The following is an 18,898-nucleotide window of genomic DNA, read 5'->3' as shown; positions in this document are numbered from 1 at the left end:
GCGGAGTGGCGGCTGTCACAGTGGAGCCACGAGCGCCGCTCTCTCGGACGTCAGGTTCGGGTCGCTCGCAATCCATGGGGATTCATCGATGGCTTCCACGTCCCGTCACGGCTCCAGCAGTCCGTCCAGCGAACTGCACAACGAGGACCCCTTCGCGGGGCTCGACCGCCGCAGGTTCATCGGCTACGTCATGGCCGGCAGCACCCTCGTGGTGGCCGCCGACCTCGTGAGCGCCCGGCCGGCGCGCGCCGCCGTACCGTCGGGGCCGCAGGTCCCCGAGCTCTACGACCTGGAGGACCTGCAGACCGACTCGGCGCTGCCCACCTCGCAGCTGATCACGGTGACCATCACCAAGGCCGGCCGCGCGTCGTTCGCCCTCCCGCGGACCGAGGTCGGTCAGGGCATCCTGACCTCCACCGCGATGATCCTCGCCGAGGAGCTCGACCTGCCGGTCGACAGGGTCGACGTCACGCTCGCGCCGGCCCGCCCCGAGCTGCTGCTCAACCAGCTCACCGGCGGCTCCAACACCACCTTCTCGACGTACACGCCGATCCGCGTGGCGGCGGCGATCGCGCGACAGCGCCTCCTGGAGGCCGCCGCCATCCTGTTCGGCACCACGGCCGACCGGCTCACCACGACCGGCGGTGTCATCAGCGACACCGTGGGCAACCGGGCCACCTACGGCGACCTCGCCGAGAGCGCCGCCAGCCAGGTGGTCGAGGCGGTCGAGGTGCTGCTGCGGCCGAAGAAGGAGTTCAAGGTCATCGGCCGCCCGCGCAACCGCGACGACGCGCGTGCCGCGGTCACCGGGGCCAAGGACTTCACGACCGACCTCGACGTCCCGAACGCGCGGCCGACGATGGTCTGCCGTGCGCCGGAGCACGGAGGCACCCCGCGGAGCCTGACCAACAAGGCCGCGATCCTGAAGATGCCCGGGGTCACCCACGTCGCCCAGGTGCCCACCGGGATCGCGGTCCGGGCCAAGACTTTCGGCCAGTGCATCGACGCGATCCGGGCGATGAAGGTGTCGTGGAACCCCGGACCCGTGCACGGCATGTCCGACGCCACGGTGCTGAAGACATTGCGGGCCAACGAGCTGCCGCTGGTGGTGCCCGACGTGCCGGTGCTCGCGCAGACGGTCGAGACCGACGTCGCGTTCGCCTTCCGCAGCAGTGCGGCCCTGGAGACCTACTCGGCGATCGCCGACGTGCGCAGCGACCGGGCGACGATCTGGGCCGGGCTCAAGGTGCCGATCCTGGCGCAGCAGCGGGTCGCCGAGGCGATCGGTCTGCCCCAGGACAAGGTCAAGGTTCACGTCGTGACCGGCGGCGGGTCGTTCGGCCACAAGCTGTTCGGCGACCACGCGATCGAGGCAGCGGTGATCTCGAAGGCGATGAAGGCGCCGGTCAAGCTCATGTGGCACCGCGCCGACGAGCCGCGCCAGGGCCGCCTGCACCCGATGGCCACCTCGCGCGTCCGGGCCACGGTCCTCGCCGGCCAGGTGCTCAGCTTCGAGCAGCGGCACACCAGCGTCACCACCGACTTCAGCCACGGTCTGGGCGAGATGATCACCTCGCAGGCCGACGAGCTCGACCCGATCGGGGTCGGCGGGCTCGGGTTCGCCGAGACGATATTCACCCTCACCCAGGAGCTGCCCTACGACTTCGGGGTCGTGACGCAGCTGCTCAACGAGCCGCTGCAGTTCGAGGACACGTTCAGCACCGGCTCGATGCGCAACATCTACTCACCCGACGTCTGCGTCGCAGCCGAGCTGACGATCGACCAGCTCGCCAAGAAGGTCGGCAAGGACCCGGTCGCGTTCCGTCTCTCGATGCTCAAGAACGACCGGGTCAAGGCGGCGCTGGAGAAGGTCGCGGAGGAGGGACGGTGGGGTCGTACCCTGCCCGCCGGGGTCGCGCAGGGCGTCGCGATCCACAAGGAGTACAAGGGCTGCACGGCCGTGCTCGTCGAGATCGACACCCGGCCCAAGACGGTCGAGCGCGATCTGGGTCCCGAGACCGTCACCGGTCCGCGGGTCATCAAGGTCGTCATCGTGGTCGACGCCGGGCTGGTGATCAACCCACGCGGCGTCGAGGCGCAGATGCAGGGCGGCGCCATGGACGGCATCGCGCTCACCCTCACCAGCAGCTGCCACCTGCAGAACGGCCGCTTCCTCGAGGCCAGCTGGGACAACTACTTCTACACGCGTCAGTGGAACGTGCCGCCGACCGTCGAGGTGCACATCATGCCCAGCGACTCCGACACCCCCGGAGGCGTCGGCGAGGCCGCGGTCGGCTCGACCGCCGCCGCCGTCGCGTGCGCCTACGCCCGGGCCACCAAGAAGGTCCCGACGTTCTTCCCGATCAACCACGACGACATCGACTTCACCCCGAAGTCGTTCGTGCCGCCCGTCCCGCAGTCGCCCACCAACGGCCTCAAGCTCACCCGCTGAGGGAGAAGGACACACCATGCCCAAGCAGACCTTCATCCTCAACGGCAAGACCGTCACCGTCGACGTCAACGACGACGTCCGCGTGCTCTGGGTGCTGCGCGACCTGCTCAAGGTCACCGGTCCCAAGTACGGCTGTGGCATCAACGTGTGCAAGGCGTGCACGTCCCACATCAACGGCAAGGCCTTCAACCCCTGCTCGGTCAAGGTCGGCGACCTCAAGCCGAAGGACCGCGTCACGACCATCGAGGGCCTGGCCGCCACGACCCCCGGCGACCTGCACCCGATGCAGCAGGCCTGGATCGACCACGACGTCGCGCAGTGCGGCTACTGCCAGCCCGGCCAGATCATGGAGGCGGTCGCGCTCGTCAAGCGCGTACGCCGGGAGGGGCGCGAGATCCGCGACTCCGACCTCGACCGGATCCGCAACATCTGCCGCTGCGGCACCTACGTCCGCATCCGCGAGGCCATCGAGGCGGGGGCACGACGCATGTGATGACGCAGGTCGACGCGACGCAGTCGCGGCGGCCGTGGCGCCATCAGATCGAGGAACGAAGGGCACCCGTGAGCTTGCTCGCCGGGTGCCCTTCGTGTCTCGAGATCTCCCGGGCCCTGCCGAAACCCGGACATGATCCCCCTGAGTCGACAGAGTCAGTAGACTTTGACGATGGTCGTCACCCACCTGCCCACCCCCGCCGCGGCGGCGTACGCCCCGGACGCGCGCCACCGGGTCGCCGTCATCGGCGGGGGCGCCAGCGGGGTGCTCACCGCGATCAACCTCCTCGGGCGCAGTGCCGACCCGGGCCTACGGGTCGAGATCCACGAGGCGACGGGCATCGTGGGCCGCGGCATCGCCTACTCCACCAACGACGCCCGGCACCTGCTCAACGTGCGCTCGCGCCACATGAGCGCGTTCCCCGACATCCCGTCCGACCTCATCGAGTGGGCGCGGCGCACCGGGCGCAGCCACGACCCGCAGGCCTTCCTGCCGCGCCTCGACTTCGCGGCCTACCTCCAGGACCGGCTGGCGCAGGTCGCCGACCACCGGCTGACGATCTGCGCCGGGCGCGTCGACGACGTCGTCCCCGTGGGCGGTCGCTTCGAGATCCGCACCCGCGACGTCACCAGCACCGCCGACAGCGTGGTCCTCGCCTACGGCAACCAGCGTCCCCGGCCCCTGGTGGTCGACGGTGACGAGCTGCCCGCGGCGTCCTGGTACCTCCCGGACCCCTGGGACCTCGGTGCCCTCCGGGTGCTCCCCGCCGACGCGACGGTCGTCGTCGTCGGCTCCGGGCTGACCGCCGTCGACACCGTCATCACCCTGCTCGACGAGGGTCCGCGGCGTCGCGTCGTGATGGTCAGCCGCCGGGGCCGGCTGCCCGAGGCCCACGTCGCCCAGCTCTCGACCGCGTGGGTGCAGCCCGTGCCCGAGGGGCCGCTGACCGCCGACCTGCTGGCCGAGCACGTCCGCGAGCAGGTGCGCGCAGCGGCGGCCCAGGGTGTCGGCTGGCGCGCGGTCGTCGACGGCCTGCGGGCCGCCACCACGCCGCTGTGGAAGCGGCTCCCGCTCGACGAGCGGCGCCGGTTCCTCGAGGTCCACGCCCGTGACTGGGAGGTACGCCGGCACCGGATGGCTCCCGACGTGGCCGCGCGGGTGCGGTCCTACCAGGACGACGGCCGGCTCCGCGTGCTGCCCGGTGGGCTCGTCTCGGTCGCCGACCGTGGAGACGTCTGCCTCGTCGGGCTCGGTGCCGCCGAGACGGTCACGGCGCAGGCCCTGGTCAACTGCACCGGGCCGGCGACCGACATCACCCGCAGCGACGACCCCCTCCTGCTCGCGCTGCGCGAGCGGGGGCTGGTGACCCCCGACCCGCTGCGGCTCGGCATCGACACCCTCGACGGCGGCGAGCTCGTCGGCGACGACGGCCGGGCGGTGCCGGGCCTCTTCGCGGTCGGTCCGCCCCGCAAGGGCACCCTGTGGGAGTCGACCGCCATCCCCGAGATCCGCGGACAGGCCGCCGCGGTGGCCGACGGCATCATCACCCGGGCCGCCCTCGCGCCTGCCTGAGCCCGCGGGCCGGGAGCGGGTGGCGGCGGTCAGGCGGGCCGGGGCAGGAACACCCGGAACGCGCTCCCGACGCCCAGCTCCGACTCGACGGTGATCCGGCCGCCGTGCCGCTCGACGATCCGCCGGCAGATGGTCAGCCCGAGCCCGGTGCCGGGCTGGGCGACCGCCTGCGGGTTGGTCGAGCGGAAGAACTCGGTGAACAGCCGGGCCTGGTCGGCGGCCGAGATGCCGATGCCCTCGTCGGCGACGGTCAGCTCGATCTCGCGCTCGTGCGTGACGAGGGTGAGCCAGATGCGGCCGCCGCGGGGGGTGTACTTGACGGCGTTGCTGACCAGGTTGGTCACCACCCGGTCGAGGTCGACCGCGTCGCAGCACACCAGCACCTCGTCCTCTGGCGTGGTGATCTCGAAGGTCAGCCGCCGCCGCGTGGCGGCGACCCGGGTGAGCTCGAGCGCATCGCGCAGGACGGGTACGGCGTCCATCGGCTCGGACGCACGGCCGCCCTCGGGGTCCTCCACCTCGGCGAGCAGGAGCAGGTCGTCGACGACCCGGCCCATCCGCCGGGCGGCGCGGTCGAGGGCCTCGATCGAGCGCCGGGCGTCGCCGGTGATCGTCGGGTCGGAGTCGAGCAGCTCCAGGTGGCCGGTGATGGCGCTCAGCGGGTTCTTGAGCTCGTGCGAGACGGTGCTGAGCACCTCGGACTTGTAGGTCGCCAGGCGGCGGAGCTCGCCGACGAGGTTCTGCTCCTTGGCCAGGTTGCGCGAGTTGACCACGGCCTGGCCGATGTCGCGCGCGATGTCGAGCGCGCTCGCCTGCTCGTCGGGGCTCCACCGCAGCCCGGGGTCCTTGCGGCCCAGGATGACGTGGCCCAGGCTCTCGCGGCCGGCGCCCAGCGGGACGATCATCGAGGAGCCGAGCCCGAGGATCTCGAGCGCGTGCTCGGAGGCGGTCCACTCCGCGTCGGTGAACACCCCGGCGCGTTCGACGAACGGACCGGTGACCACCACCTGCTGCTCGGTCCAGGCCCGGCGGGTCCCGGCGCGGATGAGCTCGATCACGTCGTCGGGGAGATCCGTGGGAGGGCTGCCGGCGGCCGGGACGCTACGGCTGGGATAGATCCGGATGGCGAGGAAGTCGGCTCGGAAGCCCTCGATGAGCGGGTGGCGGCAGTCGTCGATCACGCTCTCGAGGTCGTCCTGGGACGTGGCGAACCGCACCACGCGCCGGGCGGCCTCGGCGAGCCGGATCCGCTCGGCGAGGTCGTCGCGCTCGACCGCCATCCGCAGCGCCCGCTCGGCCTGGAGCACGTAGCGCTCCAGCAGGTGACGCTGGGTGGGGTCCGGCCGTCGTCCGGTCATCGGCACGTCGATCGAGAGCAGGCCGATCATCACCCCGGCCTCGTCGTGCAGGGGAGCGATGAGGAGGTCGAGCGGATGCCACGCGTCGGGCGCGTCGATCGGCTCGAGGTCGGGGACCCAGCCCACGGCCTGGACGTCGAGCTCGACCCGGTCGTGGGGCACGAACTGGAAGCGGCCCCAGTCGTCGGCCCGCGCGAGCTCGGTGTGCACCATCGAGATGGGTGTCGCCAGCCCGAGCATCGCGTCCGTGGCCCCGTTGCTGCCCTCGACCGAGACGGCGTACATGTGGTCCCCTCGGACCACGCTGATGATGGCGATCTCGAACCCGACCATCTCGGCCACCGAGGACGCCACCAGGTCGAGGGCATCGCGAGACCCGGCGTCGGACCAGGTGGTGACGTCGATGTGGGAGCGCACGCGCGGTGAGCCGTCGGTCAAGCCGGTGACCTCGTTGGTTCGGGGGAGACCCCCAGGGTAGGGGCCACCCCCTGATCGAGGGAGCAGAACGTCCACGGACCCCGGGATCGCGGCGGATCCGCGGCGGGCCCCTACGATGGTCGGGTGCCCTTCCAGAGCAGTGGCTCCCGGCCCGGTGGCGACGGTCGGCTGACCGCAGCACTCGACCCGCACGACCAGGGACCCCAGGACGCCTGTGGTGTCTTCGGGGTCTGGGCGCCGGGCGAGGACGTCGCCAAGCTGACCTACTTCGGTCTCTACGCGCTTCAGCACCGCGGCCAGGAGTCGGCCGGCATCGCGGTCAGCAACGGTCGCCAGATCCTCGTCTACAAGGACATGGGGCTGGTCTCGCAGGTCTTCGACGAGACGACGCTCAACTCCCTCAAGGGCCACCTCGCGATCGGCCACGCGCGCTACTCCACGACGGGGGCCAGCACGTGGGAGAACGCCCAGCCGACGTTCCGCCCGACGTTCGACGGCTCGATCGCCCTGGGTCACAACGGCAACCTGATCAACACCCACGAGCTGCGCGAGCTGGTCGCCGAGCTGCCGGGGCCCGAGGACGAGCTCGAGCTGCACACCCGCCCGGGCAACGACTCGACCAACGACACCAGCCTGGTCACGGCCCTGCTGGCCCACCACCCCGACACCACCCTCGAGCAGCGTGCCCTCGAGGTGCTCCCGCTGCTGCGCGGCGCCTACTGCTTCGTGTGGATGAACGAGAACACCCTGTACGCCGCCCGCGACCCCCAGGGCATCCGTCCCCTCGTGCTCGGTCGGCTCGACCGCGGCTGGGTCGTGGCGAGCGAGGACGCCGCGCTGGCGACCATCGGGGCCAGCGTCGTGCGCGAGGTCGAGCCCGGCGAGATGATCGTGATCGACGAGAACGGCCTGCGCTCCCACCACTTCGCCGAGCCCGACCGCAAGGGCTGCGTCTTCGAGTACGTCTACCTCGCCCGGCCCGACGCCACCATCAGCGGCCGCAGCGTGCACGAGTCGCGGGTCGAGATGGGTCGCCAGCTCGCCCGGGAGTTCCCGGTCGACGCCGACCTGGTGATCCCCGTGCCCGAGTCCGGCACCCCCGCCGCGGCCGGCTACGCCGAGGAGTCCGGCATCCCGTTCGGTCAGGGCTTCGTCAAGAACGCCTACGTCGGCCGTACCTTCATCCAGCCCAGCCAGACCCTGCGCCAGCTCGGCATCCGCCTCAAGCTCAACGCGCTCGACCACATGATCCGCGGCAAGCGCATCGTCGTGGTCGACGACTCGATCGTGCGCGGCAACACCCAGCGCGCGCAGGTCCGGATGCTGCGGGAGGCCGGTGCCCTCGAGGTGCACGTGCGCATCTCCAGCCCGCCGGTGAAGTGGCCGTGCTTCTACGGCATCGACTTCGCCACCCGGGCCGAGCTGATCGCCAACGGGCTGAGCCCCGCCGAGATCGCCGCGAGCGTCGGCGCCGACAGCCTCGGCTACATCTCCCTCGAGGGCATGATCGGCGCGACGAAGCAGTCGACCGGCTCGCTGTGCCAGGCCTGCTTCACCGGCGAGTACCCCGTGCCGCTGCCCGACGAGAGCCAGCTCGGCAAGCACCTGCTCGAGACCTCGATCCAGTCGCCGACGCACGGCAAGGCCCTGCCGGTGCTCAACAACCCGTGAGGACCCTCCCGTGACCGAGACGCAGAACGCCTACGCCCGTGCCGGCGTCGACATCGACGCGGCCGACACCGCGATCGAGCTGATGAAGGGCTGGGTCGCCAAGGCCAACCGGCCCGAGGTGATCGGCGGGCTCGGCGGTTTCGCCGGCCTCTTCGACGCCAGCGCGCTGACGAGGTTCGAGCGACCCCTCCTGGCGACGTCCACCGACGGGGTCGGCACCAAGGTCGCCATCGCCCAGGCGATGGACAAGCACGACACCATCGGCTTCGACCTGGTCGGCATGGTGGTCGACGACCTCGTCGTGTGCGGCGCCGAGCCGCTCTTCATGACCGACTACATCGCCACCGGCCGCGTCGTGCCCGAGCGGATCGCCGCGATCGTCAAGGGCATCGCCGAGGCCTGTGTCGAGGCCGGCTGCGCCCTCGTCGGCGGCGAGACCGCCGAGCACCCGGGCCTGCTCGGGCCCGACGACTACGACGTCGCCGGCGCCGCCACCGGCGTCGTCGAGGCCGACCGCCTGCTCGGACCCGGTCGGGTCCGCCCCGGCGACGCCGTCATCGCGCTGGCGTCGTCCGGCCTGCACTCCAACGGCTACTCGTTGGTGCGCCACGTGCTCCTGCAGGAGGCCGGCTGGTCGCTGGACCGCGACGTGCCCGACCTCGGCCGCACCCTGGGCGAGGAGCTGCTCGAGCCCACCACGATCTACGCCAAGGCGTGCCTGGCCCTGGCCGACCACACCGAGATCCACGCGATGGCCCACGTCACCGGCGGCGGCCTCGCGGCCAACCTGGCCCGGGTGCTGCCGGTGGAGCTGCGCGCCACCCTCGAGCGCGCCACCTGGAACCCCCAGCCGGTCTTCGACCTCGTACGCCGCGTCGGCAGCCTGACCCAGGCCGACCTCGAGTCGACCCTCAACTGCGGGGTCGGGATGGTCGTGCTCTGCCCGCCCGACTCGGTCGACCCCGCCCTCCACCTGGCCGAGGGCCTGGGCCTGAAGGCCTGGGTCGCCGGCCAGGTCGACGTCGACCCGGACCGGGCCGCGACCGTGCGGATGGCGGGCCAGCACCCCGAGTGGTGAGGGGTTCCGACCTTTTTTGGACCAAAGGGGGAGCCCGCGCGCCGGAACAGACGAGCAGCAGGTAGCGTTAGGCCCACGAGATCCTGTTGAGAGAGCCCGGGACGCCCTGCGCGCCCGGCCCAAGTGTGCGAGGGGGCTGGACCCTATGGGCCGCGGCCGAGCGAAAGCCAAGCAGACGAAGGTCGCGCGCGACCTGAAGTACCGTACTCACGAGACGGACTTCGATTCGCTCGCCAAAGAGCTGCACGGTGGTGAGAACACACCATCCGAGCCCGTCGCTGCCGACGAGCTCCCCGAGGAATGGTCGGACTACGCCGACCGTCCTCGAGACTGACGCTGCTACACGCCGGTCGAGGTGCGGGCGCCCTGGCGCCGAGCCCTTCACGCCGGTCGAGGTGCGAAGCGCGCTAGCGCTGAGCCTCGAGACCCCGCAGGCGTACGTCGACCGCAGCGACGTCTTGTCGTCGTAGGTCATGCGTCGTCCGGGGCGGGCGGTGGGCTGGCGACCGTTCTCTGTCGGGATTCGGTCGCGGTCGCACCGCTGACCTGGCGGGCGGGTCGACCGGAGAGATTCCCCTGAACCAGGTTCACGGGATTCGCTCCAGTCCAGATCTCCGGCTGTCGGGGTGTCCGCGCTGGACGAGGGCGCGGCGGAGCCCGCCCTTGTCTGCGCCATGAAGCATTCCGGGAGAGGCTCGCGGTCAAGGATCGCCGAAGGCGACCGCGCAGCGGCGGAGCGAAGCGACGTCCTTGACGGCGAGACCCGGAATGCTAGGCGCGCGGACACCCCGACCCCGTGTGACCGACGCCGTCGAGAGTCCCGATCCGCCAAGTCCTCGATCAGGTCAGGTGCGTCGGCTGCGGGGGTCTCGAGGCTCAGGCCTGGCGGCCTTCGCACCTCGACCGACGTCGGGTCCCGCACCTCGACCGGCGTGCACCGACCGACGTACGCGACCTCAGGCCAGCCAGATGCCGCGCAGCCGCCCGACCTCGCGCATCCGCCGCTCGGCGAGCCGGTCGGCGGCAGTGGCGGGGGGTACGCCGTCGGAGGCGGCGAGGTCGAGGACGGCGCGGGTGGTGTCGTAGATGGTGGTGGCGCGCTGCTGGGCGCGGTCGAAGGAGAACCCCTCGAGCTCGTCCGCGACCTGGATCAGGCCCCCGGCGTTGACGCAGTAGTCGGGGGCGTAGACGATGCCGCGGTCGGCCAGGGCCTTCTCGACGCCGGGGTGGGCGAGCTGGTTGTTGGCGGCGCCGCAGACGACGCGGGCCGAGAGGACCTCGACGACCTCGTCGGTCAGGGCATGGCCGAGGGCGCACGGGGCGTAGACGTCGAGGGCGGAGGCGACCAGCGCCTCGGTGGAGTCGACGGCCAGGACCGAGGGGTGCTCGTCGCGGACCCGGTCGACGGCGGGCTGCCAGACGTCGGTGACGACGACCCGGGCACCGGCCTCGACGAGGTGGCCGACCAGGTGGCGTCCGACCTTGCCGACGCCGGCGACCCCGACGGTGCGTCCCTCGAGCACGCCGCCGTCGGCGGTCCTGCCCCAGGCGGACTCGGCGGCGGCGAGCATGCCGCGGAAGACGCCGTACGCCGTGAGCACCGAGCTGTCGCCGGCGCCGCCGTGGGCGACCGTGCGGCCGGTGACGTAGGCGCACTCGCGCGCCACGTGGTCCATGTCCTCGGAGTAGGTGCCGACGTCGCAGGCGGTGAGGTAGCGCCCCGAGAGGGACTGCACGAAGCGGCCGTAGGCACGCAGCAGGGCCTCGGACTTCAGCGTCGCGGGGTCGCCGATGATGACGGCCTTGCCGCCGCCGAGGTCGAGGCCGGCGAGCGCCGCCTTGTAGGACATCCCGCGCGACAGGTCGAGCACGTCGGCGAGGGCGTCGGACGTCGAGGCGTAGGGGTGGAAGCGGGTGCCGCCGAGCGCGGGGCCCAGGGCGGTCGAGTGGATGGCGACGATCGCGCGCAGTCCGGTGGCGGGATCGTTGGCGAACACGACCTGCTCGTGCTCGGAGCCCAGGTCGAAGACGTCGGTATCGAGAGACATGGATGGCGTCCGTTCGGGGTGAGGGGTCGACCACGGGGTGGGTGGTCTGGAGGTGGACCGCAGGGGTGACGCGAGCCACATCCAGGATAGGACAGCGGCGGACGAGCGGGCTCGGGTGGTCGGCCGGGGGTCGGCCGAGGTCGGTCAGGGGTCGGTCAGGGAGCATCGACGGCGACGAGGGCCTCGACGCCCTCGGTGACCGCCTCGCGCAGGACGGCGACGAGCTCGTCGGCGCCGCTGAGGTCGCCGGTGCGGGCGAGCTCCTCGATGGCCCCGGCCGCCGCTCCGACGCGGGTGAGCCCGAGGTTGAGGGCGCTGCCCCGCAGCTGGTGTGCGTCGGCCACGGACCGCTCCAGGTCGCCGTCGGCGACCGCGATGCTGATCTGGGCGAGCGCGCCGTCGATGCGGGCCAGGAACGACGTCCGGGTCCGCGCGAAGAACGACACCCCGTCCTTGACCAGCTCGCTCAGCAGGGCGACCCGCTCCGGGTCGAGCGCGCCCTCCGCGACGAACGGGCGAGACGACTCCACGACGAGGCTCGGGGTGTCGCGTGCCCCCCGGGGTGCACGCGCGACGGCCGCCGCGAGCTGGGTGGGGTCGACGGGCTTGGTGAGGAAGTCGTCCATGCCGGCCTCGAGGCAGCGCTGCCGCTCGCCCTCGGTCGCCGAGGCGGTCATCGCGATGATCGGGACCCGGGTGCCGCGTTCGCGGGCCCGGATCGCCCGGGTGGCGTCGAAGCCGTCCATCCGCGGCATCCGGCAGTCCATCAGCACCACGTCGAAGCCGTGGCCCTCGCCCAGCGCGTCGACGGCCTCGAGGCCGTTGCCGACCGCGACGACGGTGCAGCCGAGGCTCTCGAGCAGTCCGGTCGCCACGAGCTGGTTGACGGCGTTGTCCTCGACCACGAGCACCCGGAGCCCCAGCGACGGGCGGTCGGCGGGCCGGGGATGGTCCGGCGCGGAGGCGACCGTGCCGCGGCCCCCGGCGCCGAACAGCGCCGGGTGGAGCTCGGAGGTGCGCACCGGCTTGGTGACCCGGGCCTGGTAGCCGGCCGCGGCAAGCTCGACGTCGGTCATCGCGCCCTCCCCCGCGACGAGCACGAGCTGGAGGGCCGCCAGGCCGGGTTCGGCACGCAGCCGCTGACCCAGCTCGAGGCTGACGACCCCGGTGGGCGTGAGGTCGACCAGCGCGACGTCGTACGGCGTGCCTGCGGCCGCCGCGTCGGTCAGGGCGGTGAAGGCCGCGTCGGCCGAACCGACCTGCCCGACGTCGAGCTGCCAGGCCGCGAGCTGCCGCACGAGGAACGCGGTCGTCGAGGGATGGTCGGCCGCGACGAGGACCCGCCGACGTGGCAGGGGCGGGCCGTCGGTGTCGGCCCGGCGGCCGACGGTGTCGGCCGGGAGGCCTCCGTCGTCGGCCGGGGCATCGGCGTCGACGGCCCCGAGGCGTGCGGTGAACCAGAAGGTGCTGCCCGCCCCCGGAGTGCTGTGCACCCCGATCTCCCCGCCCATCCCCTCGGCCAGCTGGCGCGAGATGGCCAGGCCGAGCCCGGTGCCCCCGTGCTGGCGGGTCGTGGAGCGGTCGGCCTGCGTGAAGGCCTCGAAGAGCCCCGCAGCGTCCTCGCCGAGGTCGATGCCGATGCCGGTGTCGCGCACCTCGACGCGCAGCAGGACGGTCCCGTCCTCGGCTCCACCGGGCCCGTCGGGCGCCAGGTGCACGTCGATGACGACCTCGCCGGCCTCGGTGAACTTCACCGCGTTGCTGCCGAGGTTGGTGAGCACCTGACCCAGGCGCACCGGGTCGCCGCGCACCAGCCGGGGCACCTCGGGGGCGCACCCGACGACGAGCTCGAGGCCCTTGTCGACGGCCGGTCCGGCGAGGATGGTGGCGGTCTCGTCGACGACGTGGCGCACGTCGAAGTCGATCGCCTCGAGCTCGAGCTTCCCCGACTCGATCTTGGACAGGTCGAGGATGTCGTTGATGAGGGCGAGCAGGGTGAGCCCGGCGCCGCGCAGGCCCTCGGCCAGGCGTTGCTGGCGGTCGTCGAGGTCGGTGCGCAGCAGCAGGTCGGTGAGGCCGATGACGCCGTTCATGGGCGTGCGGATCTCGTGGCTCATCGTCGCCAGGAAGTCGGACTTGTGGCGCGAGGCGTCCATGGCCTGGTCGCGGGCCTCGGCCAGCGCCTCGGCGGCCCTCTCGCGCTCGGCCACGCTGCTCAGCTGGGCGCTGACCTGGTCCATCAACGACCACGCGAAGTCGTCGTCGGGGTCGGTGGATGTCTCGTCGATCACCTGCACGACCAGTGCCATCGAGCGCCCGGCCATCACCGGCAGGCTCAACAGGGTGCTCCCGGGTCGCCCGGGGAGGGCGGTGAGCACCTTCTCGCGGGTGCGCCAGCACTCCGCGGCGGCCTCGAGGTCGGGTGGCGGGAGGTCGGCGGCCACGGGCTCGGGCAGCTCCAGCGCCGACAGGGGTCCGCCACGCTCGGCGCGCGTGACGGCGCACAGGGGGACCCAGCCGCTCTCGGCGTCGAGCAGCTGGGCCGAGCGGACCAGGGCGTCGGCCAGCGTCGTCGAGCGGTTGGCGGCCTCGGCGAGCTGTTGCAGCAGGAACAGCCGCTGGGTGGCCGTCGTGGCCGCGTCGAGGGCCAGGCGACGCTCGGTGACGTCCTGGCCGGTGCCACTGAGCCGTACGACGGTCCCGTCGTCGTCGCGCTCGACCTCGCCGACGCCCCGGATCCACCGGAGCTCGCCGGACGGTGTGATGGTGCGGCCCTCGGACTCGAAGCGGTCCTGCTGGTTGATCGCGCTGAGGACCGAGGCACCGAAGCCGGCGCGGTCGTCGGGGTGGATCAGCGCGACGAACCCGGCGTAGTCGCAGGTGAACTCGTCGCGGCTGACGCCGTAGATCTCGTAGAGCTCGGGCGACCACCACACGACGTCGGTCGCGAGGTCCCACGTCCAGCTGCCGAGCTTGGCGATGCGCTGCGCGGTCGCGAGCTGGACCTCGCGGTCCTGGAGCTCGTCGAGGAGCCGACGTCGCTCGGTCTGCTCGGTCATCCGGTGCAGGTAGCCGATCACCCCGGTGCCGTCGGCGTCGGGAACCGGTGCCCAGCTGGCCAGGGTCCAGATCTGGGTCCCGTCGCGGCGGACGAGCAGGACGTCCTCGTTGTCCACGCCGTGGTGGCCGGACCGCATCAGCTCGAGGTGGGCGGCGAAGTCGGCGCGGCCCTGCTCGTCGGCCAGCATGAACCCGGTCACCGAGGTGAGGTCCTCGAGGGGATAGCCGGTCAGCTCGGCGAAGCGGCGGTTGCCCATCAGCGTCCGACCGTCGAGACCGATCAGCCACAGGGCGTCAGGAGTCGCGTCGAAGAGGCGGCGCAGCAACGTGTCGTCGTACGCCATCGTGCACCTCCCGTCGTCGCCATCATGACCCCTGGAGCGCTCCGGCGTACCCGTCTTTGACAGGTACGCCCCGGGTCAGGGGCGTGAGACGCACAGAGCCGGCCGCGCGTGACGCGCGGCCGGCTCTGTCGTGGTGCGGTGGGACGTCAGCTGGAGGAGACGGCCTTCTTGAGCGCGGAGCCGGCCTTGAACGCGGGCGCGGTGCTCGCGGCGATGTCGATGGCCTCGCCGGTCTGGGGGTTGCGGCCCTGGCGCGCGGAGCGCTCACGGGTCTCGAACGTGCCGAAGCCCGGCAGGGTGACCTTGTCGCCCTTGGCCAGGGCGCCGGTGATGGCGTCGAGCACGGCGGTGAGGGCCTGGTCGGCTTGGGCGCCGCTGAGACCGGTCTCGGTCGCGATGGCCTCGCGCAGCTCGGTGCGGTTCATGGGGATGACGTGTCCTCTCGGTGGTGGTCAGGGAGGCGGCCACGACGGGCCGCCGGCTGCCGACCGTAGCGCAGGAGGCCGCCAGATCCCACGTGAGCCCCGCCGTGGCGCGGCGCCGGCACCCGTACGGCGCCCCGTCGCCACCCCGATCCGTGCCCCGTCAGCGACCGGTCAGCGACCGGTCAGCGACCGGTCAGCGCAGCGATCCGGGCCACATCCGGTCGACGGAGTAGCGCTTGCCGATGGAGAAGTCGTACTGGACCAGCCGGGCGTCGGCCAGCGCGCGCTGGCCCGCCGGGTCGAGGTCGTCCTCGGTGATCTCCTGGCCCTGGGGGTCGAGCATCCGGCCCTGCTCGAGCGCGGTGACGCGCTTGCGGAGCCGGTCGAGCATCGCGAAGTAGGGCGGGATCGGCGCGTCGGCGGTCTCGTAGAGCATCGGCAGGAACTGGGTGGGGCTGCTCTGGGGGAGGGTGCGCTTCGCGTTGCCCTCGCTGCTCCAGATGAAGAACGGCGTGGTGTACATGCCGAGGCCGGGGTTCTTGCCGATCGTGTCGGCGCTGTAGATGCCGGGCAGGTGGTCGCCGTAGAAGACGACGACGGTCTTCTCGCCCGACCGCTTGATGCCGTCGAGGAATCCGGCCAGGGCGTCGTCGGTGTGGGCCAGGCCGCGGGCGTAGTTGCCGATGCGGTCGGCCTCGTCGCCGCCGACGCCCTGGACCCCGATGGGGTCGTGGTAGTTGCCGTCGACCGGGATGTGGTTCTGCATCGTGACCAGGTTGACCATCAGCGGGTCGTCGGACGCCGCGATCTGGCGCTGGACCTCGTCGAAGGCGGACTTGTCGGAGATGAACTCGTTGTCGTCGATGCGGTCCTGCTCGGCCATCGTCGTGTCGTGCACGAAGTTGTCGAAGCCGAAGACCTTGTAGACCTGGTCACGCTTGTAGAAGCTCGTGATGTAGGGGTGGATGGCGATCGGCTTGTGCCCGTGGGAGCCGAACCACCCGACGGCCGAGGGGTAGTCGTCGTAGTCGGGGACGAGCATCTGGTACGGCGAGCTCAGCTGGGGCGCGAACAGGCCGATGGACTGGCCGGTGAGCATCTCGAACTCCATGTTGGCGGTGCCGCCGCCGAGGAGCTGGGCCATCATCGTGCCGGAGGTGCCGGACTCCAGGAGGGCCCGGGTCTTGGGGATCGGGTCCTGGTCGAGCTGGAAGCCCTGCAGCTTGGTCGGGTCGGAGAACGACTCGCTGAGGACGAGGACGACGTTGACGTCGTCGAGCGACCCGGTGCGCTTGCGGTTGACCTGCGCGGCCGCGCGCTCGTAGCGCTGGGTCAGGTCGTCCATCGTCTCCTGGCTGTAGCCCGGGGGAGTCTTCATCGCCACGGTCGGCATGTTGTAGAGGAACCCGCCGACGAAGCCGTTGGCGGCGTAGTTGGTCTTCTGGTTCCAGTAGCGCCACTTGCGCTGGTCGCCGACCTCGTAGATGCCGCGCCACGGGTTGCCCGGGTTGTTGAAGTGGGCGGTGTCGGCGAGCAGCGCCAAGGCGAGGGTGACGACGGCGGCGCGGAAGACCACGGCGCCGAGCTGGCGGCGTACGGGCAGGTGGGAGGGCCAGATCGACATCATCCGGGGCTCGAACTTGCGGCCGAGGAACCACGCGGCCAGCACGATCGCGACCAGCCCCACGCCGGCGACGACCAGCATGTGGGGCGAGACCATGGACAGCAGGAACTCGCGCTGCTTGAGGAAGTCGACGTCGCTGGGATAGATCGGCTCGGAGCGGAGCCCGAGCTTGACCCGGTTGGCGACGGCGATCACCACGGTGAAGGCGACGACGATGCCCAGGGACAGGACCACCCGGTTGGTCAGGCCGATCAGCACCACGAGGATCAGCCAGATCACCAGGCTGTCGGCGACGTAGCTCAGGCCGTCGACGAAGGTCGACTCCCACCAGGCGCGGCTCTCGTCGTAGAGACCCGAGATCTCGAGCACCAGGGCGCAGGCCATCGCGCCGAGCCAGGAGACGCGCTGGGCCCAGAGCATCGCCTGCCAGGGGGTGCGGGCCGGGCGCTCGCCGAGGTCCTGGGTCGGTTCGACCGGAGCGTCGGGGAGCTGCTCTGACACGCGTGGACCCTGCTTCCGCGGCTGGTGGGTGCGACTGGGCCGCGGCAGTGCGGCAGTCAGGTGACGCCCAGTTTAGGTCCTCGTGTGTCGTGTGTTCATTTTCCGTTGGCGCTGCCGTCGAACCGGCGTGCGTCGGCCGGCCGGTCGATGGGCGGCGGGCGGCGGGCGCCATGGCCCGGTGTGACCACTCGTGACTGACCGTTCAGCCAGAATTGACACCGACCCCTGTCGCCGGACGGCCCGTTGTCCTAGCGTGGGCTCTCCACGTCGGATCGCCCCCCACGACCCGACGCCTGCCCCTGGAGCCTGCCCGTGACCCGAGCCCCCGTCACAGCCCCTGTCGTACGCCGCCGCGGCGGGACGGTCACCGCCTACACCGCGCCGGCCGTCAAGACCCTGTCGAGCAGCGACCGACACCTCGTCCGGCGCTTCAGCTGGGGCCTCAACCCGGCCCTGGCCGCCGACGTGCTCCGGGCCGGCGGTGCCCGGAAGTGGTTCGAGCAGCAGCTCGCGCACGGCTCGGTCTCCGATCCGTCGGGGGTCTCCGTCGACGGCTGGTTCCCGACGATCCTGCAGACCCCCGAGAAGATCTTCACCAACCAGCGCGACGAGGTGCAGGGCTCCTGGGAGGTCGCCCAGGACCTCAGCCGCTGGACCACGAGCCGGCGCATCCACAGTCGCCGCCAGGTCCACGAGGTGATGACCGACTTCTGGTCCAACCTGCTCAACGTCTCGCTCTTCCACGACGACGCCGTCTTCTGGCGGATGGACTACGACCGGACCATCCGGGCCCGGGCCCTGACCAGCTTCGACTCCCTGCTGCGGGCGACGATCACCCACCCGGCGATGGGTCTCTACCTCGACAACGCCTTCTCGACCAAGGCCGCCCCCAACGAGAACCTCGGTCGTGAGCTCCTCGAGCTGCACACCGTCGGGGTCGGCAACTACACCGAGGACGACGTCAAGGCGTCGGCGCGGATGCTCACCGGCTACCGGGTCGACCTGTGGTGGCCCGAGTTCAAGGCCTACTACAGCCCGACCGACCACCACGTCGGACCGCTGCGGGTGATGGGCTTCCGCCACGCCAACAGCGCGGCCGACGGCCGGGCCGCGACGTCGGCGTACCTCAGCTACCTGGCCAACCACCCCCAGACGGCGCAGCGGCTGGCCCGTCGGCTGTGCGTCAAGTTCGTGTCGGACACGCCGTCGTCGGCGATCGTCAGCGCGGTCGCGAAGGCCTACCTTGCGAACAAGACGGCGATCAAGCCGACGCTGCGGGCCATGGTCGCCCACCCCGACTTCGACAACGCGCCGCTCGGCAAGGTGCGGATGCCGATCGAGGACTACGTCGCGTCGGTCCGCGCGCTCGAGATCCGGCTGCAGAAGCCGACGACCGACCGGTCCTTCGCCCGGGCGCTCTACTGGCACTCCGCCCAGGCCGGCCAGGCCCCGTTCGAGTGGCCCGCGCCCAACGGCTACCCCGAGGTCAGCGCGGCGTGGGCGAGCGCCGGCCGGGTGCTCACCAGCTTCGGTCAGCACCAGGACCTCGCGTGCCGCTGGTGGCCGATCGACCAGGCGTCGTTCCCCTCCGAGGGCTCCCTGCTGCCCCCGATGCCGGCGACCCTGCAGCAGCTCATCGACCACCTCGCGCTGCGCATGCTCGGCCAGCGGCCCGGGACCCACATCAGCCAGGGCATCGCGCACCTGCTCGGCATGAGCCTGTGGCGCCGGCTGACCCGTGAGGACGTCGACGGCCGGCGCGACTACTGGTTGCTGCGGCGCATCCAGACCTCCCTGCTCGACTCCCCGATCCACATGCACCGCTGAGGACAGC

The 18,898-nt window shown here is 71.7% G+C and carries 12 protein-coding genes; 7 read left to right on the top strand and 5 right to left on the bottom strand.

What is annotated here, in order from left to right; all coding sequences use genetic code 11:
• Nucleotides 1-88 precede the first annotated feature (88 nt).
• From FJQ56_RS07070 to FJQ56_RS07060, 3 genes are all read left to right on the top strand, one after another.
• Entirely contained in the window at nt 89-2,452 is a 2,364-nt protein-coding gene (locus FJQ56_RS07070) for a molybdopterin cofactor-binding domain-containing protein (protein ID WP_140008439.1), read from the top strand.
• A gap of 16 nt (nt 2,453-2,468) precedes the next feature.
• A complete protein-coding gene (locus tag FJQ56_RS07065) occupies nt 2,469-2,945 on the top strand; it encodes a (2Fe-2S)-binding protein (RefSeq protein ID WP_140008437.1) in 477 nt (158 codons plus the stop codon).
• A 171-nt stretch (nt 2,946-3,116) separates the two neighbouring features.
• Nucleotides 3,117-4,517 (top strand): FAD/NAD(P)-binding protein, encoded by a 1,401-nt coding sequence (locus FJQ56_RS07060; protein WP_140008435.1) that lies wholly within the window; start codon nt 3,117-3,119, stop codon nt 4,515-4,517.
• A gap of 29 nt (nt 4,518-4,546) precedes the next feature.
• Here the strand turns inward: FJQ56_RS07060 and FJQ56_RS07055 are convergent, their stop codons facing one another.
• Nucleotides 4,547-6,313 carry a sensor histidine kinase gene (locus FJQ56_RS07055; RefSeq protein ID WP_140008433.1) on the bottom strand — a complete coding sequence of 589 codons (1,767 nt, stop codon included), beginning with the start codon at nt 6,311-6,313 and terminating at the stop codon, nt 4,547-4,549.
• Nucleotides 6,314-6,436: 123 nt separating this feature from the next.
• On the opposite strand from FJQ56_RS07055, the gene purF reads away from it, so the two are divergent.
• The 3 genes from purF (at nt 6,437) to FJQ56_RS07040 (ending at nt 9,396) form a co-directional block, all read left to right on the top strand.
• Nucleotides 6,437-7,984, top strand: coding sequence for an amidophosphoribosyltransferase (gene purF, locus FJQ56_RS07050; protein WP_140008431.1), 1,548 nt, complete (start codon nt 6,437-6,439; stop codon nt 7,982-7,984).
• 10 nt (nt 7,985-7,994) lie between these two features.
• Complete coding sequence (purM, locus tag FJQ56_RS07045) at nt 7,995-9,062, top strand: phosphoribosylformylglycinamidine cyclo-ligase (RefSeq protein WP_140008430.1); 1,068 nt, start codon at nt 7,995-7,997, stop codon at nt 9,060-9,062.
• A gap of 145 nt (nt 9,063-9,207) precedes the next feature.
• Entirely contained in the window at nt 9,208-9,396 is a 189-nt protein-coding gene (locus FJQ56_RS07040) for a DUF3073 domain-containing protein (RefSeq protein WP_140008428.1), read from the top strand.
• A gap of 622 nt (nt 9,397-10,018) precedes the next feature.
• Here the strand turns inward: FJQ56_RS07040 and FJQ56_RS07035 are convergent.
• The 4 genes from FJQ56_RS07035 to FJQ56_RS07020 all read right to left on the bottom strand — a co-directional run bounded on the left by FJQ56_RS07035 (nt 10,019) and on the right by FJQ56_RS07020 (nt 17,064).
• Entirely contained in the window at nt 10,019-11,110 is a 1,092-nt protein-coding gene (locus FJQ56_RS07035) for a Glu/Leu/Phe/Val family dehydrogenase (protein ID WP_140008426.1), read from the bottom strand.
• 155 nt (nt 11,111-11,265) lie between these two features.
• Entirely contained in the window at nt 11,266-14,514 is a 3,249-nt protein-coding gene (locus FJQ56_RS07030) for a hybrid sensor histidine kinase/response regulator (protein WP_140008424.1), read from the bottom strand.
• 146 nt (nt 14,515-14,660) lie between these two features.
• Nucleotides 14,661-14,939: an HU family DNA-binding protein gene (locus FJQ56_RS07025; protein WP_140008423.1), complete on the bottom strand. Its 279-nt coding sequence runs from the start codon at nt 14,937-14,939 to the stop codon at nt 14,661-14,663.
• Between the two features lie 193 nt (nt 14,940-15,132).
• Nucleotides 15,133-17,064, bottom strand: coding sequence for an LTA synthase family protein (locus tag FJQ56_RS07020; RefSeq protein ID WP_140008421.1), 1,932 nt, complete (start codon nt 17,062-17,064; stop codon nt 15,133-15,135).
• Between the two features lie 312 nt (nt 17,065-17,376).
• Here FJQ56_RS07020 and FJQ56_RS07015 point away from each other — a divergent pair, with 312 nt between their 5' ends.
• Nucleotides 17,377-18,891, top strand: coding sequence for a DUF1800 domain-containing protein (locus FJQ56_RS07015; protein WP_170215300.1), 1,515 nt, complete (start codon nt 17,377-17,379; stop codon nt 18,889-18,891).
• The last annotated feature ends 7 nt before the right edge of the window (nt 18,892-18,898 follow it).

Source organism: Nocardioides plantarum, from assembly GCF_006346395.1.
GTDB lineage: Bacteria > Actinomycetota > Actinomycetes > Propionibacteriales > Nocardioidaceae > Nocardioides > Nocardioides plantarum.
Note: the sequence above shows the minus strand (reverse complement) of the source record. Positions and strands in the feature narration are given on the sequence as shown.